The sequence below is a fragment of the Streptococcus constellatus genome (assembly GCF_902167705.1).
Classification (GTDB): domain Bacteria; phylum Bacillota; class Bacilli; order Lactobacillales; family Streptococcaceae; genus Streptococcus; species Streptococcus constellatus_A.
In genome coordinates this window covers 84534-107661 of the sequence record NZ_CABHMZ010000026.1, presented here as the reverse complement: position 1 = coordinate 107661, position 23128 = coordinate 84534, and the positions used below count along the sequence as shown (strand labels likewise).

The following is a 23128-nucleotide window of genomic DNA, read 5'->3' as shown; positions in this document are numbered from 1 at the left end:
CTGAGAATGAGTAAAGTAACATTGCTATATGCGTCTGTTCATCATAAGAATACCAAAAAAGTTGTTGATTATATTGAAAGAAATTTTGGATATGAAATGGACGTAATAGATATTACCCAAAATAAATATTATGACTTATCAAAAAGCGAATATATCATTTTTGCTTCTGGAATTTATTTTGGAACTATGCACAAATCAATTATTGAATACATCAACGATACCGATTTATCAGGCAAAAAAATAATTCTTTGTTATACTTGTGGAATTAGGTATAAAGATTATGTTAATTCACTTGGTATCAAGTTGAATAATAAAGATGCTAAATATATGGGAAGCTGTTATTGTAGAGGATATGATACATATGGTTTCCTAAAAAAGATTGGTGGAATTGCAAAAGGACATCCAAATGAAGAAGATTGTTATAGAGTATTAAATGAAATCAGAAAACTAATAGAAAAGAAGAAATAGAGATTAGATGTTTTTATAAAATCAGAATTTGACAATTTGGAGGAACGAAATGTTAAAAGGAATTGGTTATCTATTATTTGGTATAGGTTTAGGTTTTATGTCTCCTAAATTTATCAAGCAATATAAAAAAGACAAAAACATTGAAAATACACTTGAAGTTATTGGAGTTTTATTATTAGCAGCTTCAAGCATTCTTTTAGGTGTTTTGGAATTTATGTAGAATTATAAATCCCAGTTTGCCAGATTAACAACTAAATAAAAATTAACAGAGTAACAGTAAATCAAAAATGGTTTACTGTTTTTTCTTTGCTCAAAAATAGAAAGAGAGGAACACAGAAAATGAAAAACATAGAAGAAAAAATCTTAATGGCAGAAGAAGAAATCAAGCAGTTACAAAACAAAAGAAAAAAGCTCATCAGTCAGCAGAAACAGGAAGAACGAAAAAAGAGAGATAGACGGCTTTATGAAAAAGGGGGAATATTTGAAAGTATCTTTACCGAAAGCAAGGATTTCACCAAAGATGAATTTTATCAGCTAGTCACATTCCCAAATGTCAAAGAAGCAGTAAATCAAAAAATACAAAAAATCATAGATAAGCGAGGACAAAGCGAAAATCAAAATATAGAAACACAAGAAGAAATAACGGAAACAGAGGAATAGTCCCTTGTTTACAAGGGCGCACTTATACACCCTAAAGGGTGTGTGCGTTCTCCGAAGGCTCTTGCAGAGAGCATATCAGCTAACGCTGATACAGGGGAGTTACACTCCCCTACGGAAATAAATTTCCTACCCCTTGTGTACTTCCCAAAAGAAATCGGATAAAAAGCAATCCGATTTTTTTAGTAAGTCTTTATCATCGCCATCGTCCCAACATTAAAAAAGAGAGGAGGTTTTTTCTTATGACGATATATCATCTTAGTATAAAGATTATTTCAAGAGGAAAAGGCAAAAGTGCAGTAGCAGCTTCCGCCTATCGTAGTGGCGAAAAGATAAAAAACGAATATGACGGAATAGTCCATGACTTTACAAGAAAAGGCGGAATAGCCTATACCGAAATTCTATTACCGCAAAATGCACCTGAAGAATTTTCAAACCGTTCTGTATTATGGAACAGTGTTGAGAAAATAGAAAAAAGTAAAAACTCACAGCTTGCAAGAGAAATCGAAATTGCCTTACCCAAAGAACTGAGTAGAGAAAAACAGATAGAGCTTGTAAGGAAATATGTAAAAGAAAATTTTGTGAAAGTCGGTATGTGTGCCGATGTTGCTTTGCACGATAAAAATGACGGAAACCCACACGCACATATCTTACTTACCATGCGACCGTTAAACGAAGATAAAACATGGGGAGCAAAATCAAAAAAAGAATATATCCTTGATAAAAACGGAGAAAAGATAAAACTCAAAAACGGCAATTACAAAACAAGAAAAATCAATACAACCGATTGGAATGAGCAAGAAAAAGCGGAAGAGTGGCGAAAAGCATGGACAGACATTACAAACAAATATCTTGAAGAAAACAGTATACAGGAAAAAGTTGATCACCGCTCCTATGAAAGACAAGGCATAGAACAAATACCGACCATTCATTTAGGAGTATCAGTAACCCAAATGGAGAAAAAAGGTATTGTTACCAACAGAGGAAATATCAACCGAGAAATCAAACATCAAAACAAGATATTAAGAGAAATTGCAAGACGAATAAAAGCCTTAATGAGATGGATAAGGAGTTTAACGAAAGATAAAAATAATGATATTTCAAAAGATAAACAGGACGATATGGCTATACAATCCACTACCCTACCAAAACAAAATGATTTAACAGATATGCTCTCTCATTTCATAAAAGAAAACTCAGATAACAATAATGCAGATTTAGAGAAATATATTGAGAGTTATCAATTACTCAAAGAAAAAAATATCACTTCATTATCTGAACTTAAAGAAAATATAGTTACCCTAAGAGATAAGAATTATAAGACCACAAGAGCCTTAAAAAATACTGAGAATGAGATTGATGAAAAAACACAACTCATCGACCAGTCAGAAAAATATTTGAAGTATAAAGACATCTATAAAGCCTATATCAAATTAAAGAAAAGCAAACGGGAAGATTTTTATAGCGAGCATACCGCAGAGATTATTTTATTTGAGAGTTCAAGAAAATATCTAAAAGAGCATTTAGGAGAAAGTAAGACCTTAAATATATCTCAATGGAAATCGGAACTTGCCACTATGAAGAAAGAAAAAGATAGTCTGTATTATCAAATCATAGACCTACGAAAAGAAGTTGAACAAACTGAAAAAGTTAAGATTTGTATAGAGCAGTTACAGGAACAAGAAAAGCAACTAACACGGGTAAAGAGGAACGGGTTAGACCTATAAAACTAAGTGAAAAAATGGTATAATGATATAAATATTGAGCAAAACAAATTTGAATTTGTGGAGGAGAAAATGATGGATAAATTAAGAAAAGAAATTGCAATTCAGCAGAAAAAAGGATTACCATTTATCATGGCATCGGTGATTATATGGCTTCTGATAGTACTTGTGTCAATTTTAGATATCAATATGAATATAAAAAATTTATTGGTGTTTTGCTGTTCATGCCCATTATTACCGCTGTCTTGGCTAATTGGTAAACTTATAAAGGTGGATATCTTTTCAAAACAAAATCCACTTGGACAATTAGGCTTCATTTTCACCTTAAATCAAATGGTTTATTTATTAATCGTTATGTGGGTGTTTAGTGCGGTTCCGGAAAAGATGATTATGGTATATGCTATGGTGTTTGGAGCGCATTTATTTCCCTATTCATGGTTGTATCAATCAAAGGGATATACAGTTGCTGCAATTTCCATTCCGATGATTTCTTTGATTTTAGGATGTGCATTAAACGGCACAACGGTAGCTGTTGCGGCATGTATTATTGAGATAGTATTTGCTTGTGTATTACATATGGAATTAAAGAAAATGGGAGATAACTAAAACAAATCCCAGTTTGTCTAACCTAAACAACTAAACATAGGCTATAACATAGCAGTTCACAGAACAGTAAGTCAAAAAAGATTTACTGTTTTTTCTTTGTCTAAAAGCAGAAAGGAGGACTTATGGAAGAAGAAAAAAGAGAAATAAAAGAACCACCACATAAACAGTTAATAATGGATATTGGGAAGACAAAATATACTGTAAACCTACATTTCAAGCAAGGTACAGGCGAAAAATACAAGGATAAAATACTAAAGTTAATCAAGAGAGAAACGGAGAAGATATAAATTTATCAAAGAAATTTTGTTTATGTCCTTGACAAATCTTCCCAAAGGGAACGATCATCATTGAGTGCGGAAAGATGCTGGTACGGCATGGATATAAAGTGAAAGTATTGAATACGATCAATTTTTCCAAGAGTATGCATTATAACCCGTTCCACTATATCCATTCAGAAAAAGATATTCTGAAACTGGTGAATACTATCATGGTAAACACCAAAGGGGAAGGGGAGAAGTCCAGTGAGGATTTCTGGACGAAGGCAGAAAGGCTTCTGTACTGTGCATTGATTGGCTATATCTGGTATGAAGCACCGGAGGAGGAACAGAACTTTGCGACGCTGCTTGAATTTATCAACGCATCGGAAACAAGGGAAGATGATGAGACATTTAAAAATGCAGTAGATATGCTGTTTGAGGAACTGGAGAAAGAAGAACCGGAACACTTTGCAGTACGTCAGTATAAGAAATATGAATTAGCCGCCGGCAAAACGGCGAAGTCGATTCTTATTAGCTGTGGAGCAAGGCTGGCACCATTTGATATTGCGGAGCTTCGTGAGATCATGAGCTATGATGAAATGGAACTGGATATGGTAGGAGATCAGAGAACAGCATTGTTTATCATTATTTCAGATACCGATGATACGTTTAACTTTGTTGTGGCAATGATGTACAGCCAGTTATTTAACCTGTTATGTGACAGGGCAGACGATGTACACCATGGACGATTACCATATCATGTCAGAATATTAGCTGATGAATTTGCAAATATCGGACAAATTCCGAAATTTGACAAACTGATTGCAACTATTCGTAGCCGTGAGATTTCAGCATCCATTATCCTCCAGTCGCAGTCACAGCTCAAGACCATTTATAAAGATGCTGCTGAAACCATTTTAGGTAACTGCGATACAATGTTGTTCCTTGGAGGAAAGGAAAATTCGACCTTAAAGGAGATTTCCGAGACACTGGGAAAGGAAACGATTGATTTATACAACACTTCTGATACCCGTGGGCAGAGCCGTTCTTATGGGATGAATTATCAGAAAACAGGAAAGGAATTGATGAGCCGGGACGAGCTTGCGGTCATGGATGGCAGTAAATGTATCCTTCAGCTGAGAGGTGTCAGACCATTTTTCAGTGACAAGTTCGATATTACCAAGCATAAACGATACAAGGAATTGTCGGACTATGATAAGAAAAATGAATTTGATGTGGAAGCATATATGCGGCATCGGATGGAAGTGAAGCTGACAAGGACACAGGAATTTGATCTGTATGCCTTTTCAGAGGAAAGTCTGGCAGAAGAATTAAATACAGAGAACAAGGAAGCAGAGCATGTGAAAGATTTGGACACATAGCTCTTTTTCTTTGCCTTTTACTGGGAGGTGATGGATTTGAGAGTACATGAAAGACCGCCCGTAAGGGCAGAGCCGGAAGGAACTTCTTAAAACACAGATAGAAACTGATGAAAAGCAATGATTTGAAAGGAGACAACGACTATGGCGTTTTTTAATCAGGCAATTAATATTTTACAGACTCTTGTAGTAGCAATCGGAGCTGGTCTTGCAGTATGGGGTGTTATCAACCTGCTGGAAGGATATGGCAATGACAACCCAGGTGCGAAATCCCAGGGGATTAAGCAGCTGATGGCGGGAGGTGGTGTTGTTTTGATCGGCACCCAGCTTGTGCCGTTACTTTCCGGTTTGTTTAGCTGAGAAACTTAGGAGGGAGATGACTCATGGATCGGATATTTGAAGCGATTGAAGAATGGATGAGGAATCTTCTGACAGGCATGGTAAGTTCCAACCTGACAACAATGTATACCGATGTCAATGAAAAGACCGGTCAGATTGCTGCTCAGGTTGGGCAGACACCGCAGGGCTGGAATGGGAACATTTTCAGCATGATACAAAATCTTTCCGATTCGGTCATTGTACCGATTGCCGGTATGATTATTACCTTTGTGCTTTGTTATGAGCTGATTTCCATGTTAACAGAAAAGAACAATATGCATGACATTGATACATGGATGTTCTTTAAATATTTTTTCAAGATGTGGGTAGCAGTCTGGATCGTCAGCCATACTTTCACGATTACCATGGCGGTATTTGATGTCGGGCAGTCAGTAGTGAGCCGGGCCGCTGGTGTCATCAGTTCCGATACAGCGATCAATATAGATACGATGATTACCACGATGGAAACGGCAATGGAATCTATGGAAATCGGTGAACTTGTCATACTGGCACTGGAAACGATGCTTGTGAGCCTGTGTATGAAGGTTATCTCAGTCTTTATTACAGTGATTTTGTATGGGCGTATGATTGAAATCTATCTCTATTCGTCCGTTGGAGTTATTCCATTTGCAACCATGTCTAACCGGGAATGGGGGCAGATTGGAAACAACTATCTTCGTGGATTGTTTGCACTGGCATTTCAGGGATTCTTTATGATGGTCTGCGTGGGAATTTACGCAGTCTTAGTAGCGAATATCCAGATGTCAGATAACATACATTCTGCATTGTTCGGCGTGATGGCATACACGGTAATCCTTTGTTTCAGTTTGATGAAAACAGGAAATTTTGCCCGTAGTATCTTTAACGCTCACTAAGAAAGGGGGAACTGGCGATGGCATTTGTATCAGTGCCTAAGGACTTAACCAAGGTCAAAAATAAGATCATCTTCAACCTGACCAAACGGCAGCTGATCTGTTTTGGGATTGCGGCGGCAGTGGGAGTACCATTTTATTTCCTTACCAGAGGAATCATCGGTTCCAGTAACGCAGCCACCGGGATGTGCCTTTTGATGCTTCCGGCATTTTTATTTGCCATGTATGAAAAGGATGGACTTCCGTTAGAAAAGGTTTTGAAAAATATGATCACCGTGAAATTTATCCGTCCTCCGGTACGAAAGTATCAGATGGAAAATCTGTATGAGAAGAAATTTATCATGGTCAGAAAAAAGAAGGGAGGACAAAAGAGTGTTAAAAAGAAAAAACGATAGACAGCCACCGCAGAGATTGGAAGAAGAACGTTATCCAAATGATTACTGGCTGGATGAAGAGGATGGTGGAGATGATATTCCAGATCCGGCGGTCAGCAGTAAGCCGGTAAGCGGCAGACTGCACAGTGAGCCAATGGTAACGGGTTATGAAGCATTGGAAAGACAGAGAGGGGTACGCCGACCAAACAGGAAGCTGACCCGCCGGGAAAAGAAGGCTTTGAAAAGGGCACAGAAATATGAAGCGAAACTTCATAAAGAGCATGAAAAAGCGGATAAGAAAAATGCGAAGAAAGAAGCGAAGCTTGCGGCAAAAGCAGAGAAACAGGCAATGCGTGAAGCAAAGAAAAGTGCAAAGAAGAAAAAGAGCAGTTCAGCTACAGCACCGCCAAGACAGCAGCTGGAAGGGAAGAAGGTTTCAGGAGGAAAAGGTGGAACCACTGAAAAGAAAGTGGCAAATACTGCCAAAGATAAACGGATTACAGCACAGCAGTCCATTCCTTATCATGAGATGGGGAGAGATGGTATCTGCAGGGTGCAGGATAAATTTTATTCCAAGACCATCCGTTTTTATGACATCAACTACCAGTTAGCTCAGAATGAGGATAAAAATGCAATCTTTGAAAACTGGTGCGACTTCTTAAATTATTTTGACAGCACGATTCATTTTCAGCTTTCCTTTATCAATCAGCACAGCAACATGGCGGAGTATGAAAAGGTTATCCATATCAATCCGCAGGAGGATGAGTTTGATGATCTGCGTATGGAATTTGCACAGATGCTTAATAATCAACTGGCGAAAGGAAATAATGGTCTGATGCGTACCAAGTATATTACGTTTGGTATTGAAGCAGAGAATATCCGGGAAGCACGACCGAAGCTGGAACGTATCGAGTCGGATATTATGAATAACTTCAAGATTCTTGGAGTGACAGCTTATCCGCTGAATGGAACGGAAAGGCTGCAGATCATGTACGAGACATTCAATCAGGATAGTAAAGTCCCTTTCCATTTTTCTTATGATGAGGTAATTCGGACAGGTCTTGGCACAAAGGATTATATCGCACCGACCAGCTTCGTATTTAAGAATGGAAAAGACTTTCAGATGGGTGGACAATAGGAGCCGTTTCTTATCTTCAGATTCTTGCCCCAGAGCTTACGGACAAGATGCTGGCAGAGTTTTTGGAGATGGACAGTAACCTTATGGTGAATTTCCATATCCAGTCCATTGACCAGATGAAAGCGATCAAGCTGGTAAAGAGCAAGGTGACCGATATTAACCGGATGAAGATTGAGGAGCAGAAAAAGGCAGTTCGTGCCGGATATGACATGGACATTATCCCATCAGACTTAAATACATATGGCGGGGAAGCCAAGAGACTTCTGGAAGATTTACAGTCCAGGAATGAGAGGATGTTCCTTGTAACGGCACTGTTTTTAAATACGGCAGAGACAAAGCAGGAGCTTGAAAATGTCGTATTCCAGACTGCCGGTATTGCACAGAAATATAACTGTGCATTGAAACGTCTGGATTATCAGCAGGAGCCGGGGCTTATGAGCTGCCTGCCGCTTGCCATGAATCTTGTGCCAATCAAAAGGGCACTTACCACAACATCTACGGCAATCTTTGTTCCGTTTACCACACAGGAATTGTTTATGGGTGGGGAATCCATTTACTATGGTTTAAATGCCCTTTCCAATAATCTGATCATGGCAGACAGAAAGAAACTGAAAAACCCGAATGGTTTGATTTTGGGTACACCGGGTGCCGGTAAGTCATTTGCGGCAAAGCGTGAGATTACCAACGCATTTATCGTGACAAAAGATGACATTATCGTGTGTGATCCGGAAGGAGAGTATTATCCGTTGTTCCGGGCATTTCATGGACAGGTTATCCGCATTTCACCAACCAGCCATGATTATATCAATCCGATGGACATCAATCTGGATTATGCAGACGATGATGACCCATTTTCCTTAAAGTCCGACTTTATCCTGTCTCTTTGTGAGTTGGTAGTTGGTGGAAAAAATGGACTGGAGCCGGTAGAAAAAACAGTTATTGACCGTTGTGTGCGTCTGGTGTATCAGGACTTCCTTTCTGACCCGGTACCGGAAAAGATGCCGATCTTAGAAGATTTATATAATCTTCTCCGTGAGCAGAAGGAACAGGAAGCACAGCGTCTTGCGACTGCATTGGAAATCTACGTTAATGGTTCTTTGAGAGTATTCAACCACAGAACCAACGTGGAACTGAATAACCGCATGGTATGTTTCGACATCAAAGACTTGGGCAAACAGCTGAAAAAGCTTGGGATGCTGATCGTACAGGATCAGGTATGGAACAGGGTAACGATTAACCGTTCAGCGAATAAGAGTACCAGATACTATATTGATGAGTTTCATCTGCTTTTAAAAGAAGAGCAGACAGCTGCGTACAGTGTGGAGATCTGGAAGCGATTCCGTAAATGGGGCGGTATTCCGACGGGTATCACACAGAACGTAAAAGACCTGCTTGCCAGCCGTGAGATAGAAAATATCTTTGAAAACTCTGACTTTATCCTGATGTTAAACCAGGCATCCGGTGACAGGCAGATTCTTGCAAAGCAGCTGAACATTTCACCACATCAGCTTTCTTATGTTACCAACAGTGGAGAAGGTGAGGGACTGGTCTTTTATGGCAGTACCATTATCCCGTTTAAGGATAAATTTGATAATTCTCTGATGCTGTATGCGTTGATGACTTCTAAGCCAGATGAGGTAGAGAAGCGTAAAAAACTTGGTATCGGAGAAAGAGACGATTAAAAAATATAAAAAACAAAATAGAACAAAAACAGGGGATGAGCCGGGAAAGGATTTCCGGCCTTTTTTCTGCCCAAAAATGAAATGGAGGATCATTATATGAGAGATTATACGAATTTTGAGAGATGCAATGGAGAACCTTGCTGTGTATTTGCAGAGAGGATCTGTGCAGACAATTATAAAGAACTTTTAGAAAAAGGAAAGGACAGTAACGGGGAGGAGGTGTTTGGCGAGATGTTAGATGATCTGCTGTATTTAGCGGAACTGATTGACTTTATGGGGATTACTTCCTGTCTGGCTGCAAGAGGAACATTGAGTGAAAGACTTACAGATAAGCTGACAGATTCCATTGCAGGACTGGCAGATGAGGTACTGGAAAAATGGGAGAACTATCAGGATAAAGCAGAATAACAGGTAAACAGTAAAGGGGATGGTGAGATTTGCAGGAGCATGAGTATAAGGCGAGAGATAAAACCGTCCAGAAGATGAGCCGTGATGGTCTTAGAGAAGAGAATCTTCGGAATAAAGAAGAAAAAAGGATCACTGGACGGGACATGGATACAGAGGTTTCCCGTAGTGAAAAAAAGGATGAACTGGATTTCAGTAAGAGAAGGCGTGAGCATAGCAATGAAAAAATGGAAACAGAACATTCGGAGAAGAGTTCCCCAAAAACCAGATATAGTAGAGAAACTGTACTGGATGAGAAGTCAGAACAAGATATAGATGGAAAACTGGATGGGGAACAAGTAGCCGATGAAAGCACAGCTGCAACGAAATCCGCATTTCGCAGTGAGAGCATCCGTGGACAGCCAAGGGGAGAACGGGCTTATCTGGAAACGGTTGCAGACAGCCAGGATCTCCGTAAGAAAAAGATGGTCAGAGATTATGCGTCAAAAGAAAGACGGAAGGAAAAGGAGGCGTCCGAAGAAAGCAAGACGGCAAAGAGAGAAGCTGCCCGGTACAGGGAAACTTCAGAAGTGGCAGAAGAGTCTCTGGATGGATTTTCAGAGGAGATCAAAGGCAAATCGAAGCGGGAACGTGTGCTGAAAGAACAGCGGAAAAAGAGTTCCAGATTATCGTTTGGCGATGAAAGTGATGGCATGGTACATGGAGCCGGTATCGGTATCCGAAGTTCTGCATCTGCGGTGAAAGATGCTGCGGCTACGGCGGCTCATTGGAAAACCCATGAGGCAGAAGATGATAATGCTGCGGTAGAAGGGGCACACCGGGCAGAGCTTGCAGGAGAAAGCCTTGCAAGAAAATCCATTTATACAAGGGAACGCTTAAAGCAAAGGAGGGAACAGTCAAAAAGACTGAAAGAAAGCGTTCTTGATGAAGCAGAAAAAAGCAGGCTGATGTTTGAATCTGTTTATGGAAATGAAGCAAAAAATATGGTGAAGAAGGAAGCGGAGCAGAAAAGAAAATCTGCATTGCAAAAACTGTTCCAGAAGAAACGCTATCAGAAACAGTATCAGGCAGCAAAGCAGAGTAAAAAGGCAAAGGATGCAGCGATCACTTCAGCACAGAAATTTACAGAAAAGGCGAAAGATGCGGTCAAAATGATTGCGGCACAAAACCGTGGGATTTTTGCTACAGTTGCTATATTTGGATTGATCTTTGTCTTGATTGCAGCAAGTTTTACTAGCTGCAGTGCATCCCTGCAGGGAGCTTCGTCTGCCATTATTTCCACCAGTTATTCCAGTACAGATGAGGACATTTATGCCGCTGAAAATGCATACCGGGCATTAGAAGAAGCCTTAAATACGCAGATCAATCAGATGGAATCCACACATCCGGATTACGATGAATACCGGTACCAGATTGATGAGATTGGCCATAATCCATATCAGCTGATCTCTTATCTGACAGTAAAATACGGTGGTTTTACTTATGATGAAGTGGCAGAGGAGATAGAGTCCATTTTCCGTCAGCAGTATGGTATTACGACAGATTCTACCAGAGAGACAGTTACTGAAACAAAGACAGTCCGGGTAGGAGAATCACTTGGACAGGTTGTCACCAGTGGGTATTGTAACTGCTCCATCTGCTGTGGGCAGTGGAGTGGAGGACCGACAGCCAGCGGTGCGATGCCGACAGCCAATCATACGATCGCAGTAGATGCATCAAATCCTTTTGTACCGATGGGAACCCATGTCGTTATGAATGGCGTGGAATATGTAGTAGAAGATACCGGAGCTTTTGCAAGATATGGTGTTCAGTTTGATGTTTATTATGATAACCATGCAGCAGCTTCCGCACACGGACACCAGACATGGGAGGCATACATAGCAGACAGCAATGGAAGCCAGGAAGTGCAGGTTACGACAACGAAAGAAGTAAACCGTCTGGATGTAACGATGACAAACCGCAATCTGGATACCGTATTGAGAAGCCGCATGACGGAAGAAGAACAGGAAAGATACGATGCGTATAACAAATATTATGGAAATCGTGATTACCTGTTTGACTTAAACAGCATACCCACCGGAAGCGGAGGCTTTGGTTATACCATACCGGCAGATGCTTTATCTGATCCACAGTTTGCAAAGATGATCCGGGAAGCAGAGAAATATCTGGGAGTTCCTTATGTCTGGGGTGGTTATTCCCCAAGTGGATTTGATTGTTCCGGATTTGTAAGCTGGGTTATCAATAATTGTGGAAATGGATGGAATATTGGAAGATGTACTGCCGACGGACTTCGTTCTCACTGTTCGCAGGTATCTCCATCGGAAGCAAAACCGGGAGACTTGATCTTCTTCCAGGGCACTTATAACACAAGTGGAGCGAGTCATGTTGGAATCTATGTTGGCAATAACATGATGATTCATTGTGGTAAGCCAGTGCAATACACAAGTATTGCAAGTGCCTACTGGCAGGAACATTTTATGGCATTTGGTCGTCTGCATTAGAGGAGGTGACAGGCAGATGAACATGAAATTAAAAAAGATTCTGGATGATATTCAGAAGACAGAGGATAAGATCGCAGAGCTGCAGGAACATCTGAAACGGCAGAATACATTAAAACAACAGATGGAAGATGTGGAGATCATCAAATCTTTCCGTTCTATGAAACTGGACAGCCGGGAGTTACTGGTACTGCTTGACGGGATTCAGAAAGGAACCGTTACGATTCAGATGAATGAGGACGGCGGTATCACAGTGGAGGATACCAAGGAGACACCCCAAAAAGAAAGCGATAACAGACCACCTGTGGGGCAGGTGGCAGAAAGAGAGGTTTTAGACGATGAGGAATAAAGTGGTAAAGAAACTTCTGATAATTGCTATGGCGGCAACAATGATTTCGGGAACGTCCATTGCTACTGTTTATGCAAATGCAAATCCACCGGCAGAAGAGACAACGACAGCGGTGGTGGAAGAGACAACAACAGAAAAGAATAAAGATACGGAGAAAGCAGAGGATACGGGAAGAGTTACCGGAGAGAGTAATAATTCTGCTTTTTCTACACCGGGAAATCTGTAGGTACTGCTTACGATACCACAGACCATAAACCAACTACAATCACAACAGCAGACGGTACTACTTATCGTATTGACAGAACAGCTACTAAAGGTAGAGAAAGTGGCAGAGTTGTTGAAGGAACAACCCAAGTTATCTATGTCTACGACAAAGTCGAAAAACCTGCAGAAAAATATGGTAACGTTGTTGTCGATTATCAAGACAAGCAAGACTACGATACAACAGACCACAAGATAACAGCCATTAAGTCTGGTGATAAAGTTTATAACCTTGTTCCTGAAAAGACAAAAGGTAATGAAAAAGGCAAAGTGACTAAGGGTGTAACCGATGTAACTTATGTCTACAAGGAAGTGAAGGCAGAACCAACTAAGAAGGGTACGAATGCTAAAGGTGAAGATGTTAATGGTAAGACAATGCCGTCATTGATTGTGTATTTGGATATATGATAAATGAGTCAAAAATGCTTCATTCTGCTTCTATTTTAAAATTTAAGTTAATCCTTTTCAAATTGAAAAGAGAACAAAAAACCTTTCAATTATCGTTGAAAGGTTTTTAATATTATTGAAAACTATTACTATCCAAGGCTGTCAATGGTTGCATTGATAATTTTAATGGATTCTTTTGTGTAATCTTTTTTTTGTTGTTGCTTCTCAGCTTTTGTCATTGGAAGTGGCTTTACAACGGGGTCTGGTTTTACAACTGGTTTTTGTTGGCTAACCGTATGCGTTTCAACGGCGGGGTCTGGTTGAACAACTGGTTCAGGTTCTACTTCAACGATGGTTTCTTCAACAGGTTGTACAGTTGCAGTATTGTCTTCAACGGGTTGTCTATCCCCCCATTCTTTACGCGCATCTAACTCCCGAAGAACAAATGCTTTTCCACGATATTCTTTTGGAACGATAGTTGCGATTTGTTCTTCTGTGAAAAGTTCGGCTTCGTCAATGTCTACGACGTCCCAAACAATTTCACCGTCAGAATTCCGTATATAATAGCCATTTTCATCTTTTTGCCCAGCTAAGAAACTAGACACACCAATGATTTCTGTGACATTGACATAGCGCATACCTGTGTCAACATCCCAAACACCTGAGAATACAGCTTCAAACAGTGCTTTGTATTGCTCTTCTGAATCTAATGAGAAACCATTGTTCGTTTTCATAGCATTGGCACTGTATGCTCTTGATAGAACTTCAAGTTTCTTTTTATAAGTATCAAAGGATTTGTTTTTCAAGAAGCGATCTTGCTCTAGTGTTAAAATAGGTTTTTCGATTTCTGACATTGTTGTAGACTCCTATTCATTATTATTGATATTAAAGTTTAAGGTAATCAGCATTAGTTTTGGCTGAGCGATTTTAAATAATTTACGAGCTAGTGAAATTTTGAAAATACCGATAATATTTCCTTTTGCATCTTGTCTAAAGTTTTTTCCGACAACTTCTACATTATCTTTGTGACCTTCCTTGACGGCTTCACGGACGGCATCTAACATCGAGCCTTTTATCTCTTCAATACTTGAATATTCACTATAAAACGAGACGGAGTGATGCTTTTTAAAGACAGCACGATAAATCATTTTTCTATAAAATTTTTTATAGATAATGGCAATCAAAAATGGTATGGCTAAGCAGATATCAATGACTGGATTTTTTAAATAATCAAATAATTGATTGTCAAAGTAGCTAATCACTGCTAAGTAACCAAGGGCGGACAAGATTTTAAAGTAATTGCTGGCAATCACGATATCTTCGGAACTATTTGCTACTAAAAATCCGATCAATATATAAATGAAAGAAGTAATTAAAGCTGCAATGTGAATATAATCTAGCGGTATATTGAGAATATTATATGATAGGAGTAGGAGAGCTGTGCCGGCAACGAACACAATGCCTACGAAATAAATCAGTTCAGCTAACCACTTCAGCAAGATTAGAAAGACTAACGATGTGTCTTTTTTCTTTTTTGACATTTTAATCCTTTCTATTCTTTGTTTATTTTTAAGGATAGCCAGACACTAACTTTCCTCATACAAGTACTTTTGTATTATTATATATATTACCAAAATTTCACAAATAATACAATAACATTCATATATTCTACAGGTGAAAATCCTTATCATTTCTACGTTTTCTTTTGTTTTGAGGTGCAATTGCAACAAGTGAAAGAGAAAATACAAAAAAAGAAACTGGAACGAAAGATTCCAGCTTCAAAGCATATTTTATCATGAGCTAACGACGCAGTGGCTGACTTTTCAAGCACGAAAGAGTACATCAGCAAATCATAGTCGTCTGTCTTAGTCCTTATTGCTATCCGTTAGTTTTCTTTTTTATCTAATTTCTTGACCAAGTCAATGATATATTGTTTCAAGTCGTCTTTGACTTGGGGGTGCTTGAGGGCATAGTCAATAGATGTTTTCATAAAGCCAAATTTGTCGCCAACGTCATAACGGTCACCTGTGAATTCGCGGGCAAATACTCTTTGTGTTTTATTGAGAGTATCAATGGCATCTGTCAGTTGAATCTCATTTCCAGCACCTGGAGCTTGCGTTTCCAAAATGGAGAAGATTTCCGGTGTTAATAGATAACGACCGATAATGGCGAGGTCACTTGGTGCATCTTCTGGTTTTGGCTTTTCAACAAAGGTTTCAACGCTGTAGAGTCCATTCACTCCTGCACCTTGTGGGTCAATAACACCGTAAGAAGAAACTTCGTCATGTGGCACTTTCATGACAGCAATGGTTGAAGCGTGCGTTTCTTCGTAATCGTTCATCAATTGTCTCGTTAGCGGTATTGCTTTGTCATTTGTGATATCCATCAAGTCGTCGCCCAACATAACGACAAAAGGCTCATTCCCAACGAAAGCTTTGGCTTGTAAAACAGCGTCTCCAAGACCACGCGGATGACTTTGACGAATGAAGTGCAGACCGATACCAGTTGTTTCATCTACGAGTTTTAAAAGGCCAGATTTACCTTTTTCTTTGAGGTTGTACTCCAATTCAAAGTTTGAATCAAAGTGATCTTCAATAGATCGTTTTGATTTTCCGGTTACGACTAAGATGTCTTTGATACCAGATTTTAATGCTTCTTCGACGATAAATTGAATAGTCGGTTTGTCAACAATAGGCAGCATTTCTTTGGAAAGTGCTTTTGTGGCTGGTAGGAAACGAGTCCCAAGACCGGCAGCAGGAATGACTGCTTTTCTTACTTTTGTCATAGACTAACTCCTTTTTTAGTGTGGCTGATTACGACCATTCGTTTTCAGCTTTGAATTCATTATTCATTATATCATAAATGGCATCTTTTATGTTAAGGTTTTCATAAATGACATGATAAATGGCTTGGGTGATAGGCATGTAAACGTCTAATTCTTGTGCGAGTTCGTAAGCAGCTCTGGTAGTAGAAATCCCTTCGATAACCATGCCCATATTGGCTTCGATATCTTCTAACTTTTCACCGCGACCAAGGGCATCACCAGCGCGCCAATTACGTGAATGAACGGAGGTTCCTGTGACAATTAAATCTCCTACTCCGGATAAACCGCTATATGTCAAGGGGCTGGCACCGAGTTTGACCCCAAGACGCGTAATCTCTGCTAAGCCACGCGTGATAATGGCAGCTTTGGCATTGTCACCGTAACCGAGACCGTGAAGAGCACCTGCTCCGACAGCAATGATATTTTTTAGTGCACCTGCTGTTTCCACGCCGATGACATCTGTATTAGTGTAGAGGCGGAAGTAGTGATTGCTAAAAAGCTCTTGAACGTATTTAGCTGTTTCTAAGTCTTTTGAAGCTGCTGTGATAAGAGTAATGTCACGAACAATGGTTTCTTCAGCATGGCTTGGTCCAGATACAACAACGACTTCACTTCGTAATTCTGCAGATAATTCTTCTTCCAAAATCATGGAAAGTCGTTTGTGAGTGTCGGGCTCTAGACCTTTTGAAGCGTGCATCACTTTAACTGGATGATCAAGCACCTCGGCGACTTGTTTGGCTACAAGACGTGTGACTTTGGTTGGAACAACGAAGAGGATAGCATCCACGCCGTCAAGGGTTTCTTTTAAGTCGTAATATGCTGTAATCTTTTCATCAAGAACAATATCTTTAAAATAACGTTTGTTGGTATGATGTTCATTGATTTCAGTGATTTGTTCGGCAATATTGCCCCAAATGCGAACTTCATGTCCGTTGTCATTTAATACTTGTGCTAAAGCAGTACCCCATGAACCAGGGCCTAAAACAGCAACTGTTTGTTTTTCCATGTTCTTCTCCTTATAGAGTTTTCTAATTTCATTTTACCATAGAAAGCGATAAATTTCTTGTTTAGTAGTAGCTTGTTTTTATAAGTTCTTATTTTATAAGAATCAAGGCTGATTAAAGTGCATAAATAGAGTGTAATGAGACAGGAGTTGTGGCTAGTATAAAAGTTATTTATCACGACCTTTAAAAAAATCAATTGGACGGCTAGCTGGGGAAGTGGTAAGATTGTGTATATCAATGAGGAGGGAATCGTATGAGCAGACCGATTGTTGGAGTGACCGCTAATCTTTGTCCTGTTGATAAGGAAGGTAAAAATATTCACTCATCTGTTTCTAGTAAATTTGCTGAGAGTATCAAAATCGCTGGCGGATTGCCTATGATTATCCCTGTTGGTGATAAAAGCTTGGTGAAGGATTATGTTGAGAGTATTGATAAGCTGATTTTGTCAGGGGGACAACATGTGCATCCCACTTTTTATGGAGAACAGCAGGCGATTGAGAGTGATGATTACAATATGGTGCGAGATGAATTTGAGCTAGCTCTGTTAGCAGAAACTCTTCGACAGGAAAAACCAATTATGGCGATTTGCCGAGGCTTGCAGCTAGTCAATGTTGCTTTTGGTGGAACGCTGAATCAGCACATTGACAACCATTGGCAGGGTTTACCTTTTGGAACTTCACACTCCATTCAAACTGAGAAAGGCAGTGTTGTTGAAGAGCTGTTTGGTCGTGCTAGTCAGATTAACTCTGTCCATCGACAAAGTATTAAGGATTTGGCGCCGAATTTTCGTGCAACGGCTTTTGATCCTAGAGATAAAACCATTGAAGCGATTGAGTCGCTAGATAATAGTCGGATCATTGGGCTTCAATGGCACCCAGAGTTTTTAGTCAATGAAGAAAAAGGAAATCTAGAACTTTTTCAGTACCTTTTGCAGGAATTGTAAATTTAAAATCGTACTTAAGTTTCTTTTAAGAAAGTAGGTTTATAATAAAATTATTCAAATGAAGACCTCCTAACTTTATTTGATGAAATCCTAAAACTTTTTCATAATAATCTCCCTATAAGGGCCACCAAAGAGGTGGTCTTTTTTGTTTTGCGAATATTGGTCATTTAGCATTTTAGTTGATTATATTTTGTGATATAATGATTCAAATTATCAGTAAGGGAGGAGATTAGATGATAAAGAAAGTAGGAATTGTCAGTTTATCAAGCGGAATCATTGGAGAAAATTTCGTTAGACATGAGGTTGATCTGGGATTGAAACGTTTGAAAGACTTGGGACTTGAAGTGACGTTTTTAGAGCATGCACAAAAAGGAATGGATTATCTGGAAGAGCACCCTGAATCGAGAGCGCAAGATTTGATTCAGGCTTTTGAAGATTCTTCAATTGATATGATTTTATGTGCTATTGGTGGAGATGATACATATCGATTGCTGCCCTATTTGTTTGAAGATGATCAGTTAAAAAAGGTTGTGGATCAGAAAGTATTTTTAGGTTTTTCAGACACCACTATAAATCATCTCATGCTTCATAAGTTGGGAATGAAAACTTTTTATGGTCAGTCATTTCTTGCTGATGTTTGTGAGTTAGAGGAAGAAATGTTGCCTTATACGCTTTCATATTTTAAGGAACTGATTGGAACAGAGACTATCTCAGAAATCAGACCGAGCAGTGTTTGGTATGATGAGAGGATGGATTTTAGTGAAAAAGCCTTAGGAATGAAACGGACTCGTCATGAAAATCAAGGTTTTGAATTGCTGAAAGGGAAGGCAACATTTGAAGGGGAAATTTTAGGAGGCTGTTTGGAGTCGCTCTATCAGATATTTGATAATACAAGATATGAGGATACGATTGAACTGTGTGCTCGCTATGCCCTTTTTTCTAGTCTTTCAGAGTGGGCAGGAAAAATCCTTTTGTTGGAAACCAGTGAGGAAAAAACAGAACCAACTTTATATCGAAAAATGCTAAAAGCCCTAAAAGCGACAGGTATTTTTGCTGTTTTAAATGGTGTGCTTGTTGGAAAACCAATGGATGAAACCTACTATGATGAGTATAAGCAAATCCTGCTTGATGTCATTGATATGGATATTCCTATTTTGTATAATTTAAATGTTGGACATGCCACTCCAAGAGCAATTGTTCCTTTTGGGGTGAAAGCTCAAGTGGATGCCAACGAGCAAGTCATTCGATTTTTGAATGAACTGAAATAACTTAAAAAGTGCAGGTTGAAGAATGACCTGCATTTTGCGTGTTTTTTACGAATTTAGTATAATAGGGGAAGCAAAAGTAGAAAAGAGAAAAATATGCGAATTCGTGGTTTTGAGCTTGTTTCAAGCTTTACAAATGAAAATTTATTGCCAAAGCGTGAGACAACTCATGCGGCAGGTTATGACTTAAAAGTGGCAGAGCGTACAGTGATTGCGCCAAAAGAGATTAAATTGGTGCCAACAGGTGTCAAGGCCTATATGCAGGCTGGCGAAGTACTCTATCTTTATGATCGTTCATCTAATCCACGTAAAAAAGGGTTGGTTTTGATTAACTCTGTGGGCGTTATTGACGGGGATTACTACGGTAATCCGGGAAATGAAGGACACATTTTTGCGCAAATGCAGAACATTACAGATCAAGAAGTGGTTTTAGAAGAAGAAGATCGTATCGTTCAAGCTGTTTTTGCGCCGTTTTTGCTTGCTGATAATGATGAAGCAGATGGTGTGCGGACAGGTGGTTTTGGAAGCACGGGGCATTAAGAAAGAGGAATCTATCATAGCCAAGAAAAAAGCGACATTTGTTTGTCAAAATTGTGAATATCATTCCCCCAAGTATCTAGGGCGCTGTCCTAACTGTGGGGCTTGGTCTTCTTTTGTAGAAGAGGTCGAAGTTACAGAGGTTAAGAATGCGCGTGTTTCTCTGACAGGGGAAAAAAGTCGACCGATGAAGTTAGCGGAGGTGACTTCTATCAATGTCAACCGTACCAAGACAGATATGGATGAGTTTAACCGTGTCTTGGGTGGCGGCGTGGTGCCAGGAAGTTTAGTTCTAATCGGAGGAGACCCTGGCATCGGGAAATCTACCCTTTTATTGCAGGTTTCGACCCAACTCTCTCATAAGGGAACGGTATTGTATGTCAGTGGGGAAGAGTCTGCCGAGCAGATTAAGTTGCGTGCGGAGCGATTAGGCGATATTGACAGTGAGTTTTATCTTTATGCTGAGACCAATATGCAGCAGATTCGTGCTGAGATTGAAAAAATTAAGCCAGATTTCTTGATTATAGATTCCATTCAGACGATTCTATCGCCAGAAATTTCCAGTGTGCAGGGGTCGGTTTCACAAGTACGAGAAGTGACAGCGGAGCTGATGCAGTTGGCAAAGACGAATAATATTGCCACCTTTATCGTCGGTCATATGACGAAAGAAGGCACTCTGGCTGGGCCTAGAACTTTGGAACACATGGTGGATACGGTGCTTTATTTTGAGGGTGAGCGGCAGCATACCTTTCGTATTTTGCGGGCGGTCAAAAACCGCTTTGGCTCCACGAATGAAATCGGTATTTTTGAGATGCAATCAGGGGGGCTGGTTGAAGTGCTCAATCCTAGTCAGGTTTTCTTAGAGGAGCGTTTAGATGGGGCAACAGGCTCTTCTATCGTGGTGACTATGGAGGGGACGCGTCCAATCCTTGCGGAAGTGCAGGCTTTGGTGACGCCGACCATGTTTGGCAATGCTAAGCGGACAACGACAGGCTTGGATTTCAACCGTGCCAGCTTGATTATGGCTGTTTTGGAAAAGCGAGCAGGGTTATTATTGCAAAATCAAGATGCCTACCTCAAGTCAGCAGGCGGTGTCAAATTGGATGAGCCAGCCATTGATTTAGCTGTTGCTGTCGCAATTGCTTCTAGTTATAAAGATTTGCCAACGAATCCACAAGAATGTTTTATTGGAGAAATCGGTCTGACGGGGGAAATCCGCCGTGTCAATCGCATTGAGCAGCGCATCAATGAAGCTGCTAAGCTGGGCTTCACCAAAGTTTACGCTCCTAAAAACTCTCTGAATGGATTGAATATTCCTGAAACTATTGAAGTTATTGGTGTGACAACGATTAGTGAAGTATTGAAGAAGGTGTTTGGGTAAGTCAGTGTAACTAAGCATTGAATTGATAGGTGAGGCAGACGGTGGCTCCCACAGTGCTAAGGAAATTCTGTAAATGATTGGAAGAATAATAAAGTTTCATCGTTTCTGTTATTTCTTTTCGACAACTATGTGGTATAATAGTAACGTTTGAAATAAAAACAGGTTTTTCCTGTTAGAAATATAAGATAAAAATTAGGAGATATAAAATTGGCGAATCAAATTCGTGTGCGTTATGCACCAAGTCCAACGGGACTGTTACACATCGGAAATGCGCGGACGGCGCTCTTTAACTATCTTTATGCACGTCATCATGGTGGTGCTTTTATTATTCGGATTGAAGATACAGACCGAAAACGTCATGTGGAAGACGGGGAGCGTTCACAGCTGGAAAATCTGCGTTGGTTAGGGATTGATTGGGACGAAAGCCCAGAAACACATGAAAATTACCGCCAATCTGAACGCTTGGATATTTACCAAGGTTATATCAATGAGTTACTTGAAAAAGGCTTGGCTTACAAGTCATACGTGACGGAGGAAGAGTTGGCAGCAGAGCGTGAACGTCAGGAAGCTGCTGGAGAAACACCTCGCTATATCAATGAATATCTGGGAATGTCTAAAGATGAAAAAGCAGCTTATATCGCAGAGCGTGAAGCAGCAGGCATTGTTCCAACAGTCCGTCTTGCAGTCAATGAATCTGGAATTTACAAGTGGAACGATCTTGTCAAAGGTGAGATTGAATTTGAAGGTGGCAATATCGGCGGTGACTGGGTGATTCAGAAAAAAGACGGCTATCCAACTTATAATTTTGCGGTTGTGGTGGATGACCATCTGATGAAAATTTCCCATGTCATTCGTGGAGATGACCACATTGCCAATACACCTAAGCAGCTCATGGTATATGAAGCGCTCGGTTGGGAAGCGCCACAATTTGGTCACATGACCTTGATTATTAACTCTGAAACGGGTAAGAAATTATCCAAACGTGATACGAACACGCTTCAATTTATTGAAGATTATCGTAAAAAAGGTTATCTGCCTGAAGCTGTCTTCAACTTTATTGCCCTTCTTGGCTGGAATCCTGGCGGTGAAAATGAAATCTTCTCACGCGAAGAATTGATTCAGCTCTTTGATGAACACCGTCTTAGCAAGTCACCAGCTGCTTTTGACCAAAAGAAATTAGACTGGATGAGCAATGAATACATTAAAAATGCGGATTTTGAAACCATTTTTGATATGGCAAAACCTTATTTGGAAGCGGCTGGTCGTTTAACAGATAAGGCTGAAAAGTTGGTTGAACTCTACAAGCCACAAATGAAGTCTGTAGATGAAATCGTACCGCTCACAGACCTCTTCTTTGAAGATTTCCCAGAGCTAACGGCAGAAGAAAAAGAGTTTATGGCAGGTGAAACAGTACCAACTGTTTTGAAAGCATTCAAAGAAAAATTGGAAGCTATGAGTGATGAAGACTTCAAGTCAGAAAATATCTTCCCACAAATCAAGGCAGTGCAAAAAGAAACGGGTATCAAAGGCAAAAATCTCTTTATGCCAATTCGCATCGCTGTTTCGGGAGAAATGCACGGACCAGAATTGCCAGATACCATTTATCTACTTGGACGTGAAAAATCGATTGAACACATTGAAAATATGTTAGAACGTATTCAATAAACTAGCCCAAAAACATCACAATTTTTGAGATTTGTGGTGTTTTTGCTTTCTCTATATGATGAATGCTTGATTTT

The 23128-nt window shown here is 39.8% G+C and carries 24 protein-coding genes and 2 pseudogenes; 22 read left to right on the top strand and 4 right to left on the bottom strand.

The window, feature by feature from the left end; translation table 11 throughout:
• Positions 1–6 precede the first annotated feature (6 nt).
• The 17 genes and pseudogenes from FQ204_RS07800 (at position 7) to FQ204_RS10775 (ending at position 13456) form a co-directional block, all read left to right on the top strand.
• On the top strand, positions 7–468 hold the full coding sequence (locus FQ204_RS07800) for a flavodoxin domain-containing protein (RefSeq protein ID WP_144210425.1): 462 nt from the start codon (positions 7–9) through the stop codon (positions 466–468).
• A gap of 49 nt (positions 469–517) precedes the next feature.
• The gene (locus FQ204_RS10525) at positions 518–688 is read left to right on the top strand and encodes a hypothetical protein (protein ID WP_004829918.1); all 171 of its coding nucleotides are present in this window, start codon (positions 518–520) and stop codon (positions 686–688) included.
• A gap of 119 nt (positions 689–807) precedes the next feature.
• Positions 808–1128, top strand: coding sequence for a DUF3847 domain-containing protein (locus FQ204_RS07790; RefSeq protein ID WP_144210423.1), 321 nt, complete (start codon positions 808–810; stop codon positions 1126–1128).
• Between the two features lie 239 nt (positions 1129–1367).
• On the top strand, positions 1368–2852 hold the full coding sequence (gene mobQ / locus FQ204_RS07785; RefSeq protein WP_144210421.1) for a MobQ family relaxase: 1485 nt from the start codon (positions 1368–1370) through the stop codon (positions 2850–2852).
• 69 nt (positions 2853–2921) lie between these two features.
• The gene (locus FQ204_RS07780; RefSeq protein WP_144210419.1) at positions 2922–3455 is read left to right on the top strand and encodes a DUF7010 family protein; all 534 of its coding nucleotides are present in this window, start codon (positions 2922–2924) and stop codon (positions 3453–3455) included.
• Positions 3456–3577: 122 nt separating this feature from the next.
• Entirely contained in the window at positions 3578–3742 is a 165-nt protein-coding gene (locus tag FQ204_RS07775; protein WP_144210417.1) for a transposon-encoded TnpW family protein, read from the top strand.
• A gap of 41 nt (positions 3743–3783) precedes the next feature.
• A pseudogene (locus FQ204_RS07770) lies at positions 3784–5094 on the top strand (VirD4-like conjugal transfer protein, CD1115 family); the annotation flags it as partial.
• Between the two features lie 141 nt (positions 5095–5235).
• Positions 5236–5451 (top strand): Maff2 family mobile element protein, encoded by a 216-nt coding sequence (locus FQ204_RS07765; protein ID WP_005338487.1) that lies wholly within the window; start codon positions 5236–5238, stop codon positions 5449–5451.
• Positions 5452–5474: 23 nt separating this feature from the next.
• Positions 5475–6344, top strand: coding sequence for a VirB6/TrbL-like conjugal transfer protein, CD1112 family (locus FQ204_RS07760; RefSeq protein ID WP_144210415.1), 870 nt, complete (start codon positions 5475–5477; stop codon positions 6342–6344).
• A 17-nt stretch (positions 6345–6361) separates the two neighbouring features.
• Positions 6362–6736, top strand: a complete 375-nt coding sequence (locus FQ204_RS07755) for a PrgI family protein (RefSeq protein ID WP_055052947.1) — start codon at positions 6362–6364, stop codon at positions 6734–6736.
• A 328-nt stretch (positions 6737–7064) separates the two neighbouring features.
• Positions 7065–9535, top strand: a pseudogene (locus tag FQ204_RS07750) (VirB4-like conjugal transfer ATPase, CD1110 family).
• A 231-nt stretch (positions 9536–9766) separates the two neighbouring features.
• Positions 9767–9943, top strand: coding sequence for a hypothetical protein (locus FQ204_RS10605; RefSeq protein ID WP_222103236.1), 177 nt, complete (start codon positions 9767–9769; stop codon positions 9941–9943).
• An 84-nt stretch (positions 9944–10027) separates the two neighbouring features.
• On the top strand, positions 10028–10255 hold the full coding sequence (locus FQ204_RS10600; protein WP_222103235.1) for a hypothetical protein: 228 nt from the start codon (positions 10028–10030) through the stop codon (positions 10253–10255).
• Positions 10256–10404: 149 nt separating this feature from the next.
• Complete coding sequence (locus FQ204_RS07740; RefSeq protein WP_260843570.1) at positions 10405–12441, top strand: CD1108 family mobile element protein; 2037 nt, start codon at positions 10405–10407, stop codon at positions 12439–12441.
• Between the two features lie 16 nt (positions 12442–12457).
• Positions 12458–12787, top strand: a complete 330-nt coding sequence (locus FQ204_RS07735; RefSeq protein WP_117456759.1) for a DUF4315 family protein — start codon at positions 12458–12460, stop codon at positions 12785–12787.
• A 1-nt stretch (position 12788) separates the two neighbouring features.
• A complete protein-coding gene (locus FQ204_RS07730) occupies positions 12789–13013 on the top strand; it encodes a hypothetical protein (protein ID WP_222103234.1) in 225 nt (74 codons plus the stop codon).
• Positions 13014–13318: 305 nt separating this feature from the next.
• Entirely contained in the window at positions 13319–13456 is a 138-nt protein-coding gene (locus FQ204_RS10775; RefSeq protein WP_411572731.1) for a hypothetical protein, read from the top strand.
• 128 nt (positions 13457–13584) lie between these two features.
• Here FQ204_RS10775 and FQ204_RS07725 read toward each other — a convergent pair whose 3' ends face one another.
• The 4 genes from FQ204_RS07725 to FQ204_RS07710 all read right to left on the bottom strand — a co-directional run bounded on the left by FQ204_RS07725 (position 13585) and on the right by FQ204_RS07710 (position 17265).
• Positions 13585–14289, bottom strand: a complete 705-nt coding sequence (locus tag FQ204_RS07725) for a hypothetical protein (protein ID WP_144210411.1) — start codon at positions 14287–14289, stop codon at positions 13585–13587.
• A 12-nt stretch (positions 14290–14301) separates the two neighbouring features.
• The gene (locus FQ204_RS07720; RefSeq protein ID WP_144210409.1) at positions 14302–14976 is read right to left on the bottom strand and encodes a hypothetical protein; all 675 of its coding nucleotides are present in this window, start codon (positions 14974–14976) and stop codon (positions 14302–14304) included.
• Between the two features lie 344 nt (positions 14977–15320).
• Positions 15321–16220: a UTP--glucose-1-phosphate uridylyltransferase GalU gene (galU, locus tag FQ204_RS07715; protein ID WP_144210406.1), complete on the bottom strand. Its 900-nt coding sequence runs from the start codon at positions 16218–16220 to the stop codon at positions 15321–15323.
• Positions 16221–16248: 28 nt separating this feature from the next.
• Complete coding sequence (locus tag FQ204_RS07710) at positions 16249–17265, bottom strand: NAD(P)H-dependent glycerol-3-phosphate dehydrogenase (protein WP_144210405.1); 1017 nt, start codon at positions 17263–17265, stop codon at positions 16249–16251.
• A 251-nt stretch (positions 17266–17516) separates the two neighbouring features.
• Between FQ204_RS07710 and FQ204_RS07700 the strand changes: the two genes are divergently transcribed.
• The 5 genes from FQ204_RS07700 to gltX all read left to right on the top strand — a co-directional run bounded on the left by FQ204_RS07700 (position 17517) and on the right by gltX (position 23054).
• Complete coding sequence (locus FQ204_RS07700) at positions 17517–18206, top strand: gamma-glutamyl-gamma-aminobutyrate hydrolase family protein (RefSeq protein WP_144210403.1); 690 nt, start codon at positions 17517–17519, stop codon at positions 18204–18206.
• Positions 18207–18439: 233 nt separating this feature from the next.
• A complete protein-coding gene (locus FQ204_RS07695; RefSeq protein WP_144210402.1) occupies positions 18440–19474 on the top strand; it encodes a S66 peptidase family protein in 1035 nt (344 codons plus the stop codon).
• A 93-nt stretch (positions 19475–19567) separates the two neighbouring features.
• Positions 19568–20011: a dUTP diphosphatase gene (locus FQ204_RS07690; RefSeq protein WP_144210401.1), complete on the top strand. Its 444-nt coding sequence runs from the start codon at positions 19568–19570 to the stop codon at positions 20009–20011.
• Complete coding sequence (radA, locus tag FQ204_RS07685; RefSeq protein WP_144210399.1) at positions 19971–21389, top strand: DNA repair protein RadA; 1419 nt, start codon at positions 19971–19973, stop codon at positions 21387–21389. The genes FQ204_RS07690 and radA overlap by 41 nt, the downstream gene beginning before the upstream one ends.
• Positions 21390–21596: 207 nt before the next feature.
• On the top strand, positions 21597–23054 hold the full coding sequence (gltX, locus tag FQ204_RS07680; RefSeq protein ID WP_144210397.1) for a glutamate--tRNA ligase: 1458 nt from the start codon (positions 21597–21599) through the stop codon (positions 23052–23054).
• Positions 23055–23128: the final 74 nt, after the last annotated feature.

Coding starts and splice junctions, on each gene's coding strand:
- FQ204_RS07800 (WP_144210425.1), top strand. CDS start 7: ATGAGTAAAGTAACATTGCTATATGCGTCTGTTCATCATAAGAATACC.
- FQ204_RS10525 (WP_004829918.1), top strand. CDS start 518: ATGTTAAAAGGAATTGGTTATCTATTATTTGGTATAGGTTTAGGTTTT.
- FQ204_RS07790 (WP_144210423.1), top strand. CDS start 808: ATGAAAAACATAGAAGAAAAAATCTTAATGGCAGAAGAAGAAATCAAG.
- mobQ (WP_144210421.1), top strand. CDS start 1,368: ATGACGATATATCATCTTAGTATAAAGATTATTTCAAGAGGAAAAGGC.
- FQ204_RS07780 (WP_144210419.1), top strand. CDS start 2,922: ATGATGGATAAATTAAGAAAAGAAATTGCAATTCAGCAGAAAAAAGGA.
- FQ204_RS07775 (WP_144210417.1), top strand. CDS start 3,578: ATGGAAGAAGAAAAAAGAGAAATAAAAGAACCACCACATAAACAGTTA.
- FQ204_RS07765 (WP_005338487.1), top strand. CDS start 5,236: ATGGCGTTTTTTAATCAGGCAATTAATATTTTACAGACTCTTGTAGTA.
- FQ204_RS07760 (WP_144210415.1), top strand. CDS start 5,475: ATGGATCGGATATTTGAAGCGATTGAAGAATGGATGAGGAATCTTCTG.
- FQ204_RS07755 (WP_055052947.1), top strand. CDS start 6,362: ATGGCATTTGTATCAGTGCCTAAGGACTTAACCAAGGTCAAAAATAAG.
- FQ204_RS10605 (WP_222103236.1), top strand. CDS start 9,767: ATGTTAGATGATCTGCTGTATTTAGCGGAACTGATTGACTTTATGGGG.
- FQ204_RS10600 (WP_222103235.1), top strand. CDS start 10,028: ATGGTCTTAGAGAAGAGAATCTTCGGAATAAAGAAGAAAAAAGGATCA.
- FQ204_RS07740 (WP_260843570.1), top strand. CDS start 10,405: ATGGTCAGAGATTATGCGTCAAAAGAAAGACGGAAGGAAAAGGAGGCG.
- FQ204_RS07735 (WP_117456759.1), top strand. CDS start 12,458: ATGAACATGAAATTAAAAAAGATTCTGGATGATATTCAGAAGACAGAG.
- FQ204_RS07725 (WP_144210411.1), bottom strand. CDS start 14,289: ATGTCAGAAATCGAAAAACCTATTTTAACACTAGAGCAAGATCGCTTC.
- FQ204_RS07720 (WP_144210409.1), bottom strand. CDS start 14,976: ATGTCAAAAAAGAAAAAAGACACATCGTTAGTCTTTCTAATCTTGCTG.
- galU (WP_144210406.1), bottom strand. CDS start 16,220: ATGACAAAAGTAAGAAAAGCAGTCATTCCTGCTGCCGGTCTTGGGACT.
- FQ204_RS07710 (WP_144210405.1), bottom strand. CDS start 17,265: ATGGAAAAACAAACAGTTGCTGTTTTAGGCCCTGGTTCATGGGGTACT.
- FQ204_RS07700 (WP_144210403.1), top strand. CDS start 17,517: ATGAGCAGACCGATTGTTGGAGTGACCGCTAATCTTTGTCCTGTTGAT.
- FQ204_RS07695 (WP_144210402.1), top strand. CDS start 18,440: ATGATAAAGAAAGTAGGAATTGTCAGTTTATCAAGCGGAATCATTGGA.
- FQ204_RS07690 (WP_144210401.1), top strand. CDS start 19,568: ATGCGAATTCGTGGTTTTGAGCTTGTTTCAAGCTTTACAAATGAAAAT.
- radA (WP_144210399.1), top strand. CDS start 19,971: ATGGTGTGCGGACAGGTGGTTTTGGAAGCACGGGGCATTAAGAAAGAG.